The organism is Acinetobacter calcoaceticus (assembly GCF_016508255.1).
GTDB lineage: Bacteria > Pseudomonadota > Gammaproteobacteria > Pseudomonadales > Moraxellaceae > Acinetobacter > Acinetobacter calcoaceticus_E.
Genome location: NZ_JADVKT010000002.1, coordinates 37,695 through 55,787 on the forward strand (window position 1 = coordinate 37,695; position 18,093 = coordinate 55,787).

Genomic DNA, 18,093 nt, shown 5'->3' on the forward strand with positions numbered 1-18,093 from the left:
GTATGACTACGCGTAAACCTCGCCAAACCCGAGCCAAAGTCACTGTCGACACGATTATTGAAGCGGGTTTTATTGCGGTGGCACTCCATGGGCCAAGTGGAACTACTACACGTCACATTGCAGAAATTGCAGGGGTGAGTGTCGGATCTTTATACGAATATTTTAAAAATAAAGAAGAAATTTATGATGCAATGAATCACTTTTTTGTTCGGGAAATTCTGGACATGATTACCGAGCTTACACCGACTATTTTACCGTTGGAGTTGGAGCCTGTGATTGAAATGATCTTTTACACCTTTAGTGATTTATTAAAGAAAAATAATGACCGCTATTTGACGGTTTTACGTTATGCAGGGGAATTGCAATACGATAAATATATTCCAAAAATTGAGCAGGCTTTAATGGAAGTCATCATGAAATATATGATGCATAATCCTAAATACCTAAAAATCAATAATTTGGCTGTAATTACATATATCTGTATTAACAGTGGTATTTTTAATGTTGCGCGGCACCTTATTTTGCCAAATCCGTATATTAGCTTTGATGAAATGGTTCAGGGGTTAACCACCATGATCATGAGTTATATCAATACAGAAATGGCACGCTCAGAAGAGCATTGAAACGCGTCAGTATGACTCCAATTTAAATATAAAAAGCCCTTACATAAACAATTATGTAAGGGCTTGATTTGATTATGGCATGGTTGGAACTTCTTCCGGACGCATATCAAAAATCAGGATTTCAGCATTATCACCATTGGTAAACGATAAGCTTCCACCTTCACGAATACGGGCAGCATCGCCAGTGTTAAAGGTTTTACCATTTACATCAACGCGACCTTTGGCAACATGTAGGTAGACATATCGACCATCAGGAATCGTAAATTCGGCAGTTTCTTCACCATCAAAAAGACCAGAATAAATATGAATGTCTTGTTTGATAGATAAAGTTTTCTCACCACCTTTTGGTGAAATGATCAAATGCAATTTACCGCGTTTGTCAGTTTCATCAACATGAATTTGTTGATAATCCGGATCTGTATTTACTTCATTCGGAACGACCCAAATTTGTAAGAAGTGCACACCTTCTTGAGCGGAATGGTTAAATTCACTATGAGCAACGCCACGGCCTGCACTCATAAGCTGAATGTCACCCGGTACAATTACAGAACCTGTACCCATAGAGTCTTTATGCTCTAATGCACCTTCAAGTACATAGGAAATAATTTCCATATTACGGTGAGGGTGTGTACCAAAGCCTTTAGATGGAGCAACGTTGTCATCATTAATCACGAGCAGGTCTGAAAAACCGACTTGTTTCGGATCCCAATAGTTAGCAAACGAAAAGCTATGTTTTGATTGTAACCAACCATGATGTGCTGCACCACGTTCGTGAGATAAACGCATATCAAACATGATCTACTCCTAATTTAATTTTTTCTCTGGGTGTAGTTTATCGTAGCGTTTATTGGAGTAAAGCCCTGAAAATAGAAAGCTTGGTACGATTTATAGAACGATCAATGATCAAGCTATTTACTTAGTGAGATGTAGGGATGAGAGGGAAGTTGAAATAGAAAATGATACTTTCTTAGATAAGGTGAAAACACTTTTAGCCGGAATTGAGAAATTTAAGTTTGAAGCTGAAGATGCAATGGAGAAATTAGTACCTACCTCAACAATTAAAAAGAAAATGCTTTAAAGAAAAATAGAACCTTTTTATTCTATTTTAAGCCTCAAAAGGACACGAATATTTCAATCCATATACTGATTTGTCTACACTGTATATTTAAATGAACTTAATAATTAAAACGTATAAAAAGCTAATATTAAAAATAACTAAATAAGTTAGGTATTAAAATAAAGTGACTTTTCAATGGAAAAGTTTGATATTTATCAATAATCACAAAGATATATTGAAAATCACCTTTTTTTTCAAATATTTGAGTGATGGTGTGTTTTTGTAAATAAATGTGAAAATATTCACAAAGCTATATTTTTTTGTTAAGATCATTAACATTAAAAACATAGAGATAATAATAATGATCAATAAAGTATTAATAATGTTGTGTGTGGGTATCGTCTTTGTATTGGGTTACTGGGCCTATTTAGACAATCAAAATAAAAAACATGAAGAATTGATGAGAATCATTCATGAGGCAGAAAGAAATTTACAAAGTATCGAACGCAATCCTAATCATGCTCACCACAGCAATTTGGCTTCTTATAATATGCAAGAATATATAGGAGAGAAAAAAATTATTTTCTAGCAATATTACCTAATAAATTTCTGACTTTTTACACTGTCATTGATCATATCTTTTCATAAATTATGATCATGTTTCTGTTGAATCTGTTAAACTTATTGAACGTATAGTAAAAAAGCTGCATAGGGGTTATGCAGCTTTTTTGTGTTTAAAGAGGGCTGAGGTTACTGGCTATGTACGGAACTTGAAATCAAATGAATGGCATATTTGTTGCTTCTTTTATTTGAGATTCTTGTCTAGAACCCTGAACAGAAAAACAATATTGTTCAGCTATCTACATAGAAGTAAATATTCCACAGCTCAGATTTTGTATAGAGGCTACTTATGGCGGCGCCCAATTCTTCGGTAGGCTGGTTAGAGCGTTTATTTAAGTTAAGCGACAACAAAACCACGTTCCGAACAGAAGTTCTTGCTGGTGTAACTACATTCCTAACGATGTGTTACATCATTATTGTTAATCCACTCATTTTATCTGAAACCGGCATGGATCATGGCGCCGTATTCGTTGCGACCTGTTTGGCTGCAGCAATCGGTTGTTTAGTAATGGGGATCATTGCTAACTATCCAATCGCACTGGCCCCTGGTATGGGTTTAAACGCTTATTTCACCTATTCAGTTTGTATGGGTATGGGCGTGCCATGGCAAACAGCTTTAGCTGCTGTTTTTGTTTCAGGTCTTGTCTTTCTTGCAATTAGTTTCTTTAAAATTCGAGAGGCTATTGTAAATGCGATTCCAATGTCGCTTAAATTTGCAATAGGTGGTGGTATTGGCTTATTCCTTGCCCTTGTCGCGCTAAAGAACTCCGGAATTATTGTGGCTAACCAAGCCACTTTAGTGGGTTTAGGCAATATTAAGCAACCTACAGTATTGCTTGCTTTATTTGGTTTTCTACTCATTGTAGTTTTGCATCATTTGAAAGTTCGCGGCGCAATCATTATTAGTATTTTGGTGGTTACAGCAATCGCTACTGCTTTGGGTTTAAATGAATTTAAGGGTGTTGTTGGTGAAATTCCTTCAATTGCACCAACTTTCATGCAAATGGACTTTAAAGGTCTATTTACCGCAAGTATGGTCGGCGTCATCTTTGTCTTCTTTATTGTTGATTTGTTTGATAGTACCGGGACTTTAGTAGGCGTTTCACACCGTGCGGGTCTTTTAAAGGATGGTAAATTACCACGTCTGAAAAAAGCACTATTTGCTGACTCTACTGCAATTGTAGCAGGTGCTGCATTAGGTACTTCATCAACTACGCCTTATATTGAATCAGCTTCAGGTGTAGCAGCAGGTGGGCGTACAGGTTTAACTGCGGTTGTTGTTGCCTTCTTATTTGTTTGTTGTTTATTTTTAGCGCCTCTTGCTCAATCTGTGCCAGGTTTTGCAACTGCACCAGCTTTATTATTCATTGGTGTATTGATGATCCAAGGGATCACACACATTGATTGGGATGACATTACAGAAGCTGTGCCATCCTTTTTAACGATTGTATTTATGCCATTTGCTTATTCAATTGCAGATGGGATTGCAATGGGCTTTATCAGCTATGCATTAGTGAAATTATTCACAGGTAAGGCAAAAACTGTTCCATACATGGTATGGATTATTGCTGCTCTTTGGGTATTTAAATTTATCGCGTTTGGCGGTTAATACGATTTTAAAAATTTTCTTCTAGAACTGTTTAAATGATAGTTATATAAGAAGGAAAGTATAGAAGGGTGTGCTTACCACGCCCTTTTTTCTTTAGATGTGGAGTTAATATGAATCAAGTCGAGCTGATTAAGGTTTTGCCAAAAGCCGAATTGCATGTACATATTGAAGGAACATTTGAACCTGAATTAATGTTTGCAATTGCACAGCGTAATCAGATTCAGATTCCTTACAAATCTGTTGAAGAAGTAAAGCAAGCTTATAACTTTCACAATCTTCAATCTTTTTTAGATATTTACTATGCTGGCGCAAATGTTCTTGTACATGAGCAAGACTTTTATGACTTGGCATGGGCATATTTTGAAAAGTGTGCAGAAGATCGTGTGGTTCATACAGAAATATTCTTCGACCCGCAAACTCATACTGACCGTGGAATTGCTTTTGCAACGGTTATTAATGGTCTAAAACGTGCGTGTGGCGATGCGAAAACTAAATTGGGTATTAGTTCTCAACTTATTATGTGTTTCTTGCGCCATTTAAGCGAAGAAGCTGCATTTGAAACGCTTGAGCAGGCTTTACCATTTAAAGATGACATCATTGCAGTAGGGCTTGATTCGAGTGAAGTAGGCCATCCACCAGCGAAGTTTGAACGTGTTTTTGCTAAAGCGCGCGAAGAAGGTTTCTTGATCGTTGCGCATGCTGGGGAAGAAGGTCCGCCGGAATATATATGGGAAGCTTTAGATTTACTTCGTGTGAACCGTATTGACCATGGTGTTCGTTCTGAAGAAGATGAACAATTAATGGCGCGTTTAATTAACGAAAAAATGCCATTAACTGTTTGTCCTTTAAGTAACTTGAAGCTTTGTGTAGTAAAGGATATGAAAGAACACAATATCCGTCGTTTACTACAAAAAGGCGTACATGTGACTGTTAACTCAGATGATCCATCATATTTTGGTGGATATATGAATGATAACTTCTTTGCAATTCAGCAAGCTTTAAATTTAACAAATGATGAGTTAAAGCAACTCGCGATCAACTCTTTTGAAGCTTCTTTTATTCCAAATGAAGAGAAACAAAAGTGGATTGCAGAAATCCAGAAAATCTAAATAAAAAAACCGCCTGATATAGGCGGTTTTTTTATACATATAGTTTATTTGGGTTGTTTGGTCATACTATTTAAAATATTGTCTTTATCAATAAAGTGATGTTTTAAAGCTGCAAGTACATGCCCGACAATGAGTAAACCTGCAAACCAAGAAATATAGATATGGAGCGGTTTAACAATAGCCAAAAGCTCTGGGTTATCTTGCACTAAACGCGGAATTTCAAATAAATATAAAACAGGTGCAGCGTGGCCAGCACTCCAGCTAAATAAACAACCAGTCACAGGTAATGCAACCAAAATCACATACAGGAATAGATGTCCAACATGTGCTAGTGTTTTCATGGTTGGGGACATTGAATCTGGTAGTTTTGGAGCTGGATGTGTATAGCGCCATAAAAGACGGATTATTACTAGAAAGATAATAGTTGTAGCAATATTTTTGTGCAGAGTAATGACATCGCCTTTAAAGCTGCCATTAACATCATAACTTAAAAAATTTCCACTATAGAAGCCAATCGCCCATGCTGCGATGAAAATGATGGCCATCACCCAATGCAGGATTTGTGCGGTACGGGTGTAATACGAAGAGGAAGCAGCAGGCATAAAAGACTCTTTTTTTGTCGTTTTGACTTCTAATTTTAGGGCAAAGCGCTGATTTTGAGAAATGTTTTAAATGTAACGGAGCGTGCTAAAAACAGAACGTATTAAATAAAAACAGTTCTGGTGAAATGGATTTTGTTATAAAAATAGATTGCATAAATGCATCAAATTATTTGTTTCTTCTAAAGTCGAGTTTAGGCACAATACGCGCTGCCAAGATTCAATCAAAGGAAAAAATGATGAAAAAATTGATGCTTGCTCTAGCACCAGTTGTTTTAGCTTTAACAGCGTGTGCAACGACTACAGGTATGGGTACAGGGGCTAATTCTGCACAAACTACAACTCAACAGTTGGGTGTTGCGGCATTAAAAGTTGCTGTAAATGCGAAATGTATTACAGAAATTAATAATGTTTCGGCTTGGAAAACAGCAACAAAGCTTATGACTGCTGAGCAACGTGACAGCATTCAAACTAATGTTTGTGGTTGTGTGAGCGAAAAGGCGCCAAACAGTGTTACTGCGGTTGAGTTGGCTGCGGCTGCATTTGATGTAAATGCGCGTGCTACAATTGTAAATCAAGTGGTTTCTAATACTGTAAATGCGTGCGTAGCAGAAGCTTTACAAAAGTAATTAATGATTTTTGTATTAAAGAAGGCTGATTAGTATTGATCAGCCTCTTTTTTTTAAAGGTGGAGAGTCAATGTTTATTGCTGGTGTGGATGAGGCGGGGCGAGGGCCTTTAGTAGGTTCAGTTGTTGCAGCGGCTGTTATTTTAGATCCAAATAATCCAATTTTAGGATTAAATGATTCTAAAAAATTAACTGAAAAGAAACGTGAAAAGTTGTTTATTGAAATACAAGAAAAAGCCTTAGCATGGTCAATTGCTGAAGCAACACATAGTGAAATCGACGAATTAAATATTTTACAAGCGACATTTTTGGCAATGCGTCGCGCAGTTGAGGGCTTAAAAACTCAGCCTCAAAAAGTGATTGTCGATGGTAATCAAATTCCAAAAGGAATCATTATTCCTTGCGAAGCTATTGTAGGGGGAGATGCAACTCATGCTGAAATCAGTGCTGCTAGTATCTTAGCGAAAGTCACGCGTGACCAACAAATGGTGGAATTAGATCAACAATATCCATTATTTGGTTTTGCCAAACATAAGGGATATCCAACCAAAGCGCATTTTGAAGCAATTGCTGTACATGGTGTAATTGATCAACATCGTAGAAGCTACGCACCTGTAAAACGTGCTCTAGGTTTATAAATAGAGTAATCAAAAAAATTTAAAGCGACTATAAAGTCGCTTTAATTAGGGAGAGAATAACTTCATATTAACGATTGAAGTTTTTCTGTGCATAATTATCGTCTTCAAAAGAAACTTGATAATCTTGATCAAGGTGCTGAAGGTGTTCATGCATTGCACGTTCATGTTGAATACGTTGATAAATTTCTTCTCGATGAACAGAAACCTCTTTTGGTGCATTCACACCAATACGAACCTGGTTTCCTTTGACGCCAAGCACAGTAACACTGACTTGATCCCCAATCATTAATGTTTCCCCGACACGGCGGGTCAGAATCAGCATGTTTATCTCCTTGCTAAACGCTTAAAACTGCAATATTGGTACCCAAATAAAAGCTCAACCTCAGTTTTCAGTCAGATTCTAACAGAAATATGAGAACAAAGTCATATTTTGATAATCACTGCCAAAAAACTTTCCGTTTAATATAACAGAGCCGCTATAAAAAAAACTATAGCGGCTCTGTGTTTTCTTTGATTATTGTCGGACAAGTAAACATTTTTTAATGCTTTTTTGACCGTTTGGTAAAATTAAGCGCGGGCGCTGCTTTCACCATGTTCACGATCTAAACCAAAAGCGGTATGTAGACAACGAACAGCAAGTTCAAGATATTTCTCGTCAATAATAACAGAAACTTTAATTTCAGATGTTGAAATCATAAGAATATTGATGCCTTCATCCGCAAGGGCAGTGAACATTCTGCTCGCTACACCTGCATGTGAACGCATACCTACACCCACGATAGACACTTTAACGATGTCATCACGTGTTGAAACTTCACGTGCGCCAATATTTTTAGCAGTTTCGTTTAAGATTTTTTCAGCTTTAGCTAAATCAACACGGTTTACAGTAAAAGTGAAATCTGTTGTGCCGTCTTCTTCAACATTTTGCACTATCATATCGACTTCGATATTGGCATCACTTACTGGTGATAAGATTTTAGAAGCAATACCTGGTTCATCAGGCACACCTAAGATCGTTAATTTTGCTTCGTCACGGTTAAAAGCAATACCTGCAATAATTGGCTGTTCCATAGTCTCTTCCGCCTCAGTAGTAATGAGTGTACCTACATTTTCTTTAAATTCGTCGTCAAACACGCCGTCGTTATCATTATCAAAACTTGATAATACACGCAAAGGAACTTGATATTTTCCGGCAAATTCTACTGAGCGAATTTGTAAAACTTTTGAACCTAATGAAGCCATTTCTAGCATTTCTTCAAAAGAAATACGATCAATTTTTTTAGCTTTAGGAGCAACACGAGGGTCTGTGGTGTAAACGCCATCTACATCAGTATAAATTTGGCATTCATCTGCTTTTAGAGCAGCAGCAAGAGCAACACCAGAGGTATCTGAACCGCCACGGCCTAAAGTTGTGATATTTCCATTAGCATCAAAGCCTTGGAAACCCGCAACGACAATAACACGGCCTGCATCTAGGTCATTGGTCATGACATCTGTATCAATAGACTCAATACGCGCCTTGGTAAATGCACTGTCAGTTTTAATACCGACTTGACGTCCGGTATAGGATTTAGCTTCCACACCAATCGAATTAAGTGCCATAGCTAACATGGAAATCGTCACCTGTTCACCAGTTGAAACCATTTGGTCTAACTCGCGTGGGTCAGGTGTTTCGGTAATGGCTTTAGCGAGAGCTAGTAAGCGGTTTGTTTCACCACTCATTGCAGATACGACCACAACAACCTTGTGACCGTGATCATGCCAACGCTTCACACGACGAGCAACATTTAAAATGCGCTCGGGGGTACCCATAGAAGTACCGCCATATTTTTGAACGATTAATGCCATAGTTGTTCCATATAAGCCATGACCCTGAGAGGCTTTTCAGGGTCAGTTACACAAAAAGTGAAGTCTTATTTTTGTTCAAGCCATGCAGGTAATGCAGCAATAACTTGTCCAAACTTCTCGTTAAGTGGCGCGCCACCTTGTGCTAAGTCAGGTTTACCACCACCTTTACCACCTAGCTCTGTAGCTAAATGTTTGATGATGTCACCTGCTTTTAGATTTGCAGTGTATTGTGATGCGACTGATGCAAGTAAGCTAACTTTGTCACCCTCTACACCAGCTAACACAATAACTGCATTCTCTAATTTCGATTTAACACTGTCATGTAAGTTGCGAAGGGATTTCGCATCTACACCTTGAACAGTGGTAATAAGCGTTTGACGACCAGAAATCGTTTGTACCTGATCAATCAATTCTGACGCTTGGAAGTTTGCCAATTTCTGATTAAGCTGTTCAATTTGCTTTTGTAATGTAGAAACAAGCTCTACATTGGCTTGTACACGCTCAACAGTTTGGTCTTTCTGTGCTTTTAATAAACTATTAATGTGCTGGATATCTGAATCAGTTTTTTGTACTACATCTAAAGCTTTAGTGCCTGTAACTGCTTCAATACGGCGTACACCAGCAGCTACACCACCTTCAGAAGTGATTTTAAATAAACCAATATCACCTGTACGCTTAACGTGAATACCACCACAAAGTTCAATCGAGAAGTTTTTCTCATCAATTACTGAACCCATAGCGAGAACACGAACCTCGTTGCCATACTTTTCACCGAACAACATCATGGCACCTTTTGCTTTTGCAGCTTCGATGTCAAGTAGTTCAGTTGTTACAGCAGTATTTGCAATAATTTCTGCATTTACCAAACGCTCAACCTGTTGTAATTGTTCAAAAGTTACTGGTTGATCATTCGCAAAGTCAAAACGTAAGATATCACTGGCAACTAAAGAACCTTTTTGTTGTACGTGTGATCCTAGAATTTGACGTAGGGCAGCATGTAATAGGTGAGTTGCCGAGTGGTTACGAGCTGTTGCATCACGGATATCCGCTTTAACAATTGCTTCAACATTTTGATCGGCTTTAAGACTACCAACAGTCACAATACCTTGATGAACAAAGGCACCGCCTGACTTTTTCGTATCTTGAACTTCAAAAATACCAGTTTCATTTTTGAAGATACCTGTATCGCCAATCTGACCTCCACTTTCTGCATAGAAAGGAGTTTGGTTTAAAACGATAAGTGCTTCATCACCTTCAGAAACTTCATCAACTTGTACGCCATCTTTGTAGATCGCTACAATTTGGCCTTGACCCGTTGTGTTGATGTAACCATCAAATTGGGTTTCACCTTCAACTTTTACAATATTGTTGTAGTCAACTGCGAACTTACCAGCATCACGCGCACGTTGACGCTGTGCAGCCATTTCCACTTCAAAGCCGGCTTCATCAATAATAAAGTCACGTTCGCGTGCAATATCAGCAGTTAAATCTGTTGGGAAGCCATAAGTGTCGTAAAGCTTAAATACAGTCGCACCAGGAATAGTTTTATCTTTTAATTGGGCAAGTTCACCTTCGAGTAGTTTTAAACCTTGCTCAAGTGTTTTAGCAAATTGTTCTTCTTCACGAACTAAAGTCGCTTCAATTACGTCTTTGCGCGCCACAAGTTCTGGATAAGCATCAGCCATAACTTCGATTAAAGGTTGCAACATTTTGTAGAAGAACGTACCAGTTGCACCAAGCTTGTTACCGTGACGAACAGCACGACGGATAATACGGCGAAGTACATAGCCACGGCCTTCATTGCTTGGGTTTACACCGTCAGCAATCAAGAAACAGCAAGAGCGAGCATGGTCTGCAACAACGCGTAAAGAAGGCTGACCTTCGTCTTCAATACCAATAATATTTGCAGCAGCTTTTAATAAGTGTTGGAACAAGTCAATGTCATAGTTTGAGTTGACATGTTGCAATACAGCAGAAATACGTTCTAAGCCCATACCTGTATCAACAGATGGAGCAGGGAGTGGGTGAAGCACGCCATCAGCAGTACGATTAAACTGCATGAAAACGTTATTCCAGATTTCAATGAAACGGTCGCCATCCTCTTCTGGAGAGCCTGGTAAACCACCCCAGATGTGATCACCATGGTCAAAGAAAATCTCAGAACATGGACCACATGGACCAGTATCGCCCATTGCCCAGAAGTTATCAGATGCGTATTTTTCGCCTTTATTGTCACCAATGCGAATAATACGTTCTGCTGCTAAGCCGATTTCTTTGTTCCAGATGTCGTAAGCTTCGTCATCGGTATGGTAAACCGTGACATAAAGTTTATCTTTTGGTAAAGCAAGCCATTGTTCGCTTGTTAAAAATTCCCACGCGAATTTAAGTGCATCACGTTTGAAATAATCACCAAATGAGAAATTACCCAACATTTCAAAGAATGTGTGGTGACGTGCAGTGTAGCCGACATTGTCTAAGTCATTATGTTTACCACCCGCACGTACACATTTTTGTGAAGTGGTTGCGCGTACATAGTCACGTTTCTCAAGACCTAAAAAGCAGTCTTTAAACTGGTTCATCCCAGCATTTGTAAATAATAAAGTTGGGTCGTTGGCAGGAACAAGAGAACTCGACGCGACACGTGTATGCCCTTGCGTTTCAAAGTAGCGCAAAAATGCTTCACGAATTTCAGCAGATGTCATTAAACGAGTACTCACAACCAAGTCACTCCATATTTTCGAATTTGGCTAAAAGTATCAATGCCTGTTTGTTTTATGCCAAACCTTAGCATGTGATACGGGGCTTATTTTTTAAAAACGCTAAATTGTAGCGGAAAAACCCCACCGAACCAACGATTTTAAAAGGAATATCTTACAAAACTGTGATTTGGCTAAAAATCTATATTCAATTGGTCGCCACGTGCTTTACTATATGCCTTCTTTAGCCTCTAGTTTTGTTGATAAGGATAAGTCATGCAACGTATCGCCATTAATGGGTTTGGTCGGATTGGACGTAATGTTTTACGTGCGTGGTTCGAAAGCCCAAAACAATTTCATTTTGAAATCGTGGCGATTAACGATATAGCAGATGTGCAAACATTGGTGCATTTATTTAAATATGATTCCACGCATGGCCGTTTTAATGGGAATGTGGAAATATTTATTGAAAATGAAAAAGTTTTTTTGAACATTCAGTCAAATCAAAGAGCTCTGAAAGTTGAAGTTTTAAAGCAGAAACAACCCGAACTGTTGCCATGGTCAAACTTGCACGTTGATGTGGTGCTTGAGTGTACTGGATTGTTCCGTTCTCATGCTGATGCAACACGACATATACAAGCAGGGGCGCAGCGGGTCATTATTGGTGCAGCACCTTTTGACCATGTCGATGCAGCCATTGTTTATGGTGTGAATCATAATGAAGTTAAAGTAACAGATCAGATCATATCAAGCGTTTCATGTACTACGCAGGCTTTAGTTCCATTGGTAAAAATCATTGATGATGCTTTTGGTATTGAAACTGCGCTTATGACCGAAATTCATGCAGTAACGGCAGACCAATCTGTACTTGATCATGCACATCGTGATTTACGTCGTGCAAGAGCATCGGGACAGAATATTATTCCCACTACCTCTAGTGCACTGGGTGCATTAAAACGTGTTATGCCTAAAATGGAAGATCGTATCGATGGTTATTCAATTCGAGTACCGACGATTAATGTGGCAGCAATTGATTTAACGTTTATCGCTCAATCGCCAATTACTGTTCATCATATTAATGAGTTGCTCATTAAAGCAGCTAAAACCGATTATGCAGAAATTATGGCAGTTACAGACGAGCCATTAGTGTCAAGTGATTTTAACCATTCTCCTTATTCACTCATTGTTGATTTAACTCAGACTATGGTTGTCGGGCATCAAGCTAAAGTATTTGCTTGGTATGATAATGAATGGGGATATGCAAATCGATTATTAGATTTGTGTGATTCTTTCTAAAAATGAATTTAAATAATTTAAGGGTATTAAATTAATACCCTTAAATTATTAATTTTAAATATGAACAGTTAAAAATAATTTAAAATTCTAAATATTTGTGTTGTGCAAAATTGTCGCTATTTGTATGATTCGCAAACATTAAAATTTTAATTATAGAGTTCGTATGAAATTTTATTCAAAAAAAATAAGTGGTTTTTTAATTTTTACATCTACTATTATTTTAACTGCTTGTGGTGGTGAAGGCTCAGATCAAAATACCAATGATCAAGCTGAAAGTAATTTAGAAAAAGAAGACAAAATTTACCAAGTTTATTATCAGCCTTCGAATATTTCTTCAGGTGTCTATAGTGATTTTTTTGAAATTACTCAATATCCAATTAAAAATAATGAAATCTTCTTTGCAAAGTCACATAACCAGCCGTTAGAAACTGAACTTTTAACTGAAAAGAAAATTTTAAATAAAGGGACGTTACAAACAAATATTGTAAAAAGATTAACATCTAGCAGTTGGACTTATGAACTAACTCCTGAATTGAAAAAAACTTTAAATTTTGAAATTGTGAAGTTAGATGGTGAAAATATCTTTGACCGTGTATTACCAGGCTATAAGGAAAATAAAAATTTAGAAACAAGTCTTCATAATCAACTTGATAAAAATTTAATTGAATTCTACCAAAACTATAAGAATGTTACGTTTCCAAAAAATAGTTATTGTTATCGCTTAAAAGAGACTCAATGGAGCCAATCTTATATTTCAGATATATCTAGTTTTAGTTCAAACCCTTTATTTAGTGAGAAAAAGCAGGCAATTATCGGAAGATATAATAACTTAGGTCAAGATAAAAAGTATTTTAGACTTATAAGCTCGCAATGGTATGGCTATAACTTGGTTGCTTTAGAAAACTTAGAAACTGGTGATATTCAAAGCGCACTGGGAGATAATAATAACCAGTCTGCTTTTTTTATTAATTTTGTCTCAAGTAGTTCGTGGGATGCTGATAGAGAGTTAGCTTATGACAAGTCTCACCTTTATTCTACCGATGATAACCCACTTAATAATGTGCAGTCATTAATCGCTTTCAGACAGAAGTTAAAAATTGCAAATCTTGAAAAAGGTTGCTTTGCTTTTAATACTCAAGCAGCTCAAGCTATTCAGAGATTAAATCTAGTTAACTGGAAACAAGGTGATAGTTCAGATATTGGCCCTTTCTTTGGTCGAAGAACTTTTACTGATAACTCAAGTGAATAGTAATAACAGTTTGAATATTATTGTTAATTTATAAAATCTTCCTTTTGACTTCGGAGTTTATTAAGGAAGATTTATGCAAATTGTCAGGTGCATGGCACAAAGTATCATGCTACACTAAGAGAAATCGGGTGTGTTCCCGATTTTTTTATGTGGGGTCGTTCCACGTTGATCAGATTTTAGGCTTGAAATATGACCATTTCAGAGACATGGTTGCTGCCTGACGGGGTAGCAGATGTATTGCCGGAACAGGCGCAAGTCATTGAAAAACTTCGCCGTGAAGCTTTAGATTTCCTCGCAGTACGAGGTTATCAGCTGGTATATACACCATTTATCGAATACATCGAATCGTTGTCTTCATTATCAGAATCAAATCAAGACCTGGATTTAGTAACTTTTAAGGTAATTGACCAGCTTTCGGGCCGTTTACTCGGTATCCGTGCTGACATGACGCCTCAAGTTGCACGTATTGATGCACATGTAAGACCAGTTGAAGGCGTTGCTCGTTACTGTTATGCAGGCACTGTACTACATACAAAACCACAAAATTTTAATGCTACGCGTGCACCTTTGCAATTAGGTGCAGAGTTATATGGACACGATAGCATTGAAGCTGACGTCGAAATGGTTGATGTAATGCTAGGGCTCATTGAAAATGCCTATACATTACAAGGTGCACATTTGGACTTAGGGCATGTAGGTCTGTTTCGTAGTTTGGTTAAATATGCTGGGCTTTCTAAAAATGAAGAGCATGAGCTATCTGATCTTTATCAAAGAAAAGCATTACCTGAATTAGCTGAATTTACTCAAAACTTAAATATGGGTTCAGACTTTTACGCGCTTGGACGTTATTCAAGTGACTTAGAAGCATTACAAGCAAATTTAAGTGCAAATATCTTACAAGACACTGAGTTTAAGTCAGCATTAGATGCGCTTAAAACTACTCTTACACAAATTAAAGACCTTTGGCCAAATCTGAATGTCGGAATTGATGTTGTAGAGTTACGTAGTTATCACTATCACACTGGTTTAATGTATGCAGTATATGGACCGAACCGTGCTGCACCTTTAGCACAGGGTGGTCGTTATGACGGGATTGGTGAGCATTTTGGTCGCGCACGTCCTGCTACTGGCTTTAGTTGTGATTTATATGCTTTAGGTGCAAATCAGTTCGCTGAAATAGAAACTGTGGTTGCTCCAAAAGGCACAGAGCAAGATTTACTCCAAGCAATTTCAAGTGCGCGTACCCAAGGTGTACGTGTGGTGCAATTGCTAGGTAATGATGATTTAACTTCTATTCCTTATGCCACACATCAACTTGTGTCGCAAAACGGACAATGGAATATTGAAAAGATTTAAACGCCAACGGTAATTTTACTGATGGTTTCCAATTTTAACAGCATGATGTAATGAGGCTATTATGGGCAAGAATGTTGTGGTACTTGGTACCCAATGGGGCGACGAAGGTAAAGGTAAAATCGTCGACCTGCTCACAGATCAGGCGGCTGCGGTAGTACGTTATCAAGGCGGACATAACGCAGGTCATACTCTTGTCGTAGGTGGTAAAAAGACTGTATTGCACCTCATTCCATCAGGCATTTTACGTGAAAACGTATTGTGCTTAATTGGTAATGGCGTGGTGCTTTCACCAGCAGCATTAATTGAAGAAATGGGAATTTTGGAAGCTGAGGGTGTTCCAGTTAAGGAACGCTTACGTATTTCTCCAAACTGTCCACTTATTTTGCCTAACCACATTGCACTTGATCAGGCACGTGAGAAGAAACGTGGTAACGCTAAAATCGGTACTACAGGTCGTGGTATTGGTCCTGCTTACGAAGATAAAGTAGCTCGCCGTGCAGTGCGTGTTGCTGACCTTGTTCGTGGTGGTGCAGCATTAGAAGAAAAACTGCAAGAAATGCTTGAGTTACATAACTTCCAGTTAACTCAGTTCTACGGTGTAGAAGCAGTTAAATTTGAAGATGTATTGGCTCTTTGCAACCAATGGCGTGAAGTTCTTGCTCCATTAATAGTTGATGTGACTAAAGTGTTGCATGACTATCGCAAAGAAGGTAAGGCTGTAATGTTTGAAGGAGCTCAAGGCTCACTTCTAGATATTGACCACGGTACTTATCCATATGTTACAAGTTCAAATACAACTGCTGGTGGCGTAAGCTCTGGTTCAGGTATGGGACCTTTACATCTTGATTATGTATTAGGTATTACTAAGGCTTATACAACACGTGTAGGTGCTGGCCCATTCCCAACTGAATTGGTTTACGATGCAGCAGCTGATGCTGGTGATCCAGTGGGTAAACACCTTGGTACAGTAGGCCATGAGTTTGGTGCTTCTACTGGTCGTCAACGTCGTTGTGGTTGGTTTGATGCTGAAATCCTTCGCCGTTCTGTAGATGTAAACTCACTTTCTGGTATTTGCTTAACTAAACTAGACGTTTTAGATGGTTTAGAAGAAGTGAAAATCTGTGTGGGTTATGAAAATACAGATTCAGGTTGTGTAGGTTCTTCTGATGCGGTTTCTTTTGAATGCTTGAAACCAATCTATGAAACTATGCCAGGTTGGAGCGAGTCGACTGTTGGTTTAACCAGTATTGATCAATTACCAGCAAATGCTTTGGCTTATGTGAAGCGTATTGAGCAATTAATTGAATGTCCGATTGATATTGTTTCAACTGGTCCAGACCGTGCAGAAACAATTGTTTTACGTCATCCATTCTCTGCTTAATTTGCAAAGATGAAAAAAGCCTCCTGAAGAAAGGGGGCTTTTTTATACCCGACTAAAGTGCAGTTTTGGTTTTATTCGATTCGGATTAAAACGTTATATATAGATCAGGAATGATGGGCTCAGGATGAAGCTACAACCAACGATTTCAAAAACTATTTTTTATTCTTTTTTGTTTGCTATAGGCGGTTCACCTACATTAGCTATGTTGGTCATTTATGGCCAAAATTATAATCCTGACTTCTTTATGACAGCATTCATGAGTCTTTCTGTGCTGATTGCTTGTGTCTTAATTCCAGTTGTTTTTATACAAAACAGCTATTTATTATGGAAAAGGGAAAGTCCTCACCTTGAAGCGAAAGTTAAGCCTTTAAGTTATATCTATCTTGGCTTAAATATAATATGTTTAATATTCTGGATTTATTTGATGACTTTATCTACTTGATCGTTACATAAATACTATGATCATAGAGAAATGAATGATTCAAAGCTTGGTTGGTATTTCTTATAATAAGTTCAAAAGAATAAACAGCTTTTTAACGATTTAGGTGATTCATGTTGATGAATAAAAAACTCTTTTTAAGCTTGTGCGCTGCGGGCGTCGTAACAATTTCTGGTTGCGCAACGATGGCGGACATGGCAGGTGCAGATACAGCAACATTGAATGCTCAATCTGCACAAGGCTTTACTAAAATGGTGCAGGAAGCGCGCGGTAAAGGGACTTTAGATACAAGCTCAAGTACCTATAGCCGTATTAATGCTGTTTTTAACCGTTTAAGACCTTATGCGGACCAAGTAAATCAGACAGGGCAGCCATTTAGTTGGCAGTTAGCTGTACTGAAATCAGATACGGTTAACGCTTATGTTGCACCAGGTGGCAAGGTAGTGTTCTATACAGGTATCGTCAATAAATTGAACCTGACTGATGCTGAAATTGCAGCTGTTATGGGCCATGAAATGACGCATGCCTTGGAAGAGCATGCGAAAAGTAAAATTGGTGCTCAGGCTTTAACTGATTTAGCATTAAATATTGGCTTAAGCCAGATTGGTGGCGGTAATGTCAATCAACTAGGAGCGGCAGCTGCACAACTGGGTTCGCAAGTAGGGGTGGGTCTACCTTATTCGCGTAGCTTAGAGAGTCGTGCTGACCAAGGCGGTTTAATGTTAATGGCACGTGCGGGTTATAACCCAAATGCTGCGATTACTCTCTGGGAAAAAATGAACAAGTTTGATGGTGCTGGCGGTTCATCTTTCTTGTCGACTCACCCATCGAATTCTCAGCGTATTAATGATATGCGTAAAAACTTGCCTGCAGCAATGGCAGTTTATAATAGCCGTAAATAAGATATAAACTTTTATAGATAAAGAAAACGGATGCTTAAGCAT

17 protein-coding genes are annotated in these 18,093 nt (G+C 38.1%); 12 read left to right on the top strand and 5 right to left on the bottom strand.

Features of this window, described 5'->3' with window-relative positions:
• Window positions 1-2 precede the first annotated feature (2 nt).
• Window positions 3-623 carry a TetR/AcrR family transcriptional regulator gene (locus I5515_RS04120; RefSeq protein ID WP_199964894.1) on the top strand — a complete coding sequence of 207 codons (621 nt, stop codon included), beginning with the start codon at window positions 3-5 and terminating at the stop codon, window positions 621-623.
• Window positions 624-695: 72 nt separating this feature from the next.
• Here the strand turns inward: I5515_RS04120 and I5515_RS04125 are convergent, their stop codons facing one another.
• Entirely contained in the window at window positions 696-1,418 is a 723-nt protein-coding gene (locus I5515_RS04125; protein WP_199964895.1) for a pirin family protein, read from the bottom strand.
• 623 nt (window positions 1,419-2,041) lie between these two features.
• On the opposite strand from I5515_RS04125, the gene I5515_RS04130 reads away from it, so the two are divergent.
• The 3 genes from I5515_RS04130 to I5515_RS04140 all read left to right on the top strand — a co-directional run bounded on the left by I5515_RS04130 (window position 2,042) and on the right by I5515_RS04140 (window position 5,019).
• A complete protein-coding gene (locus I5515_RS04130; RefSeq protein ID WP_199964896.1) occupies window positions 2,042-2,269 on the top strand; it encodes a hypothetical protein in 228 nt (75 codons plus the stop codon).
• 321 nt (window positions 2,270-2,590) lie between these two features.
• Window positions 2,591-3,910 carry an NCS2 family permease gene (locus I5515_RS04135; protein ID WP_199964897.1) on the top strand — a complete coding sequence of 440 codons (1,320 nt, stop codon included), beginning with the start codon at window positions 2,591-2,593 and terminating at the stop codon, window positions 3,908-3,910.
• A 110-nt stretch (window positions 3,911-4,020) separates the two neighbouring features.
• Window positions 4,021-5,019 (top strand): adenosine deaminase, encoded by a 999-nt coding sequence (locus I5515_RS04140; protein WP_199964898.1) that lies wholly within the window; start codon window positions 4,021-4,023, stop codon window positions 5,017-5,019.
• A gap of 44 nt (window positions 5,020-5,063) precedes the next feature.
• On the opposite strand, the gene I5515_RS04145 is transcribed toward I5515_RS04140, so the two are convergent.
• Window positions 5,064-5,621: a cytochrome b gene (locus tag I5515_RS04145; protein WP_199964899.1), complete on the bottom strand. Its 558-nt coding sequence runs from the start codon at window positions 5,619-5,621 to the stop codon at window positions 5,064-5,066.
• 236 nt (window positions 5,622-5,857) lie between these two features.
• Between I5515_RS04145 and I5515_RS04150 the strand changes: the two genes are divergently transcribed.
• Together I5515_RS04150 and rnhB are read left to right on the top strand one after the other, a co-directional pair.
• Entirely contained in the window at window positions 5,858-6,247 is a 390-nt protein-coding gene (locus tag I5515_RS04150; RefSeq protein ID WP_199964900.1) for a hypothetical protein, read from the top strand.
• A gap of 70 nt (window positions 6,248-6,317) precedes the next feature.
• The gene (gene rnhB, locus I5515_RS04155) at window positions 6,318-6,884 is read left to right on the top strand and encodes a ribonuclease HII (RefSeq protein WP_199964901.1); all 567 of its coding nucleotides are present in this window, start codon (window positions 6,318-6,320) and stop codon (window positions 6,882-6,884) included.
• A 67-nt stretch (window positions 6,885-6,951) separates the two neighbouring features.
• On the opposite strand, the gene csrA is transcribed toward rnhB, so the two are convergent.
• From csrA to alaS, 3 genes are all read right to left on the bottom strand, one after another.
• On the bottom strand, window positions 6,952-7,206 hold the full coding sequence (gene csrA / locus I5515_RS04160) for a carbon storage regulator CsrA (protein WP_004793773.1): 255 nt from the start codon (window positions 7,204-7,206) through the stop codon (window positions 6,952-6,954).
• 245 nt (window positions 7,207-7,451) lie between these two features.
• Window positions 7,452-8,732, bottom strand: coding sequence for an aspartate kinase (locus tag I5515_RS04165; RefSeq protein ID WP_199964902.1), 1,281 nt, complete (start codon window positions 8,730-8,732; stop codon window positions 7,452-7,454).
• A gap of 65 nt (window positions 8,733-8,797) precedes the next feature.
• Window positions 8,798-11,434, bottom strand: coding sequence for an alanine--tRNA ligase (gene alaS, locus I5515_RS04170; protein WP_199965507.1), 2,637 nt, complete (start codon window positions 11,432-11,434; stop codon window positions 8,798-8,800).
• A gap of 270 nt (window positions 11,435-11,704) precedes the next feature.
• On the opposite strand from alaS, the gene I5515_RS04175 reads away from it, so the two are divergent.
• From I5515_RS04175 to I5515_RS04200, 6 genes are all read left to right on the top strand, one after another.
• Complete coding sequence (locus tag I5515_RS04175; RefSeq protein ID WP_199964903.1) at window positions 11,705-12,724, top strand: type I glyceraldehyde-3-phosphate dehydrogenase; 1,020 nt, start codon at window positions 11,705-11,707, stop codon at window positions 12,722-12,724.
• Window positions 12,725-12,887: 163 nt separating this feature from the next.
• On the top strand, window positions 12,888-13,973 hold the full coding sequence (locus I5515_RS04180) for a hypothetical protein (RefSeq protein WP_199964904.1): 1,086 nt from the start codon (window positions 12,888-12,890) through the stop codon (window positions 13,971-13,973).
• Window positions 13,974-14,162: 189 nt separating this feature from the next.
• Window positions 14,163-15,329: an ATP phosphoribosyltransferase regulatory subunit gene (locus I5515_RS04185; RefSeq protein ID WP_199964905.1), complete on the top strand. Its 1,167-nt coding sequence runs from the start codon at window positions 14,163-14,165 to the stop codon at window positions 15,327-15,329.
• Window positions 15,330-15,390: 61 nt separating this feature from the next.
• Window positions 15,391-16,710 (top strand): adenylosuccinate synthase, encoded by a 1,320-nt coding sequence (locus I5515_RS04190; RefSeq protein WP_199964906.1) that lies wholly within the window; start codon window positions 15,391-15,393, stop codon window positions 16,708-16,710.
• 124 nt (window positions 16,711-16,834) lie between these two features.
• The gene (locus I5515_RS04195; protein WP_199964907.1) at window positions 16,835-17,152 is read left to right on the top strand and encodes a hypothetical protein; all 318 of its coding nucleotides are present in this window, start codon (window positions 16,835-16,837) and stop codon (window positions 17,150-17,152) included.
• A 116-nt stretch (window positions 17,153-17,268) separates the two neighbouring features.
• On the top strand, window positions 17,269-18,051 hold the full coding sequence (locus I5515_RS04200) for a M48 family metallopeptidase (RefSeq protein ID WP_199964908.1): 783 nt from the start codon (window positions 17,269-17,271) through the stop codon (window positions 18,049-18,051).
• The last annotated feature ends 42 nt before the right edge of the window (window positions 18,052-18,093 follow it).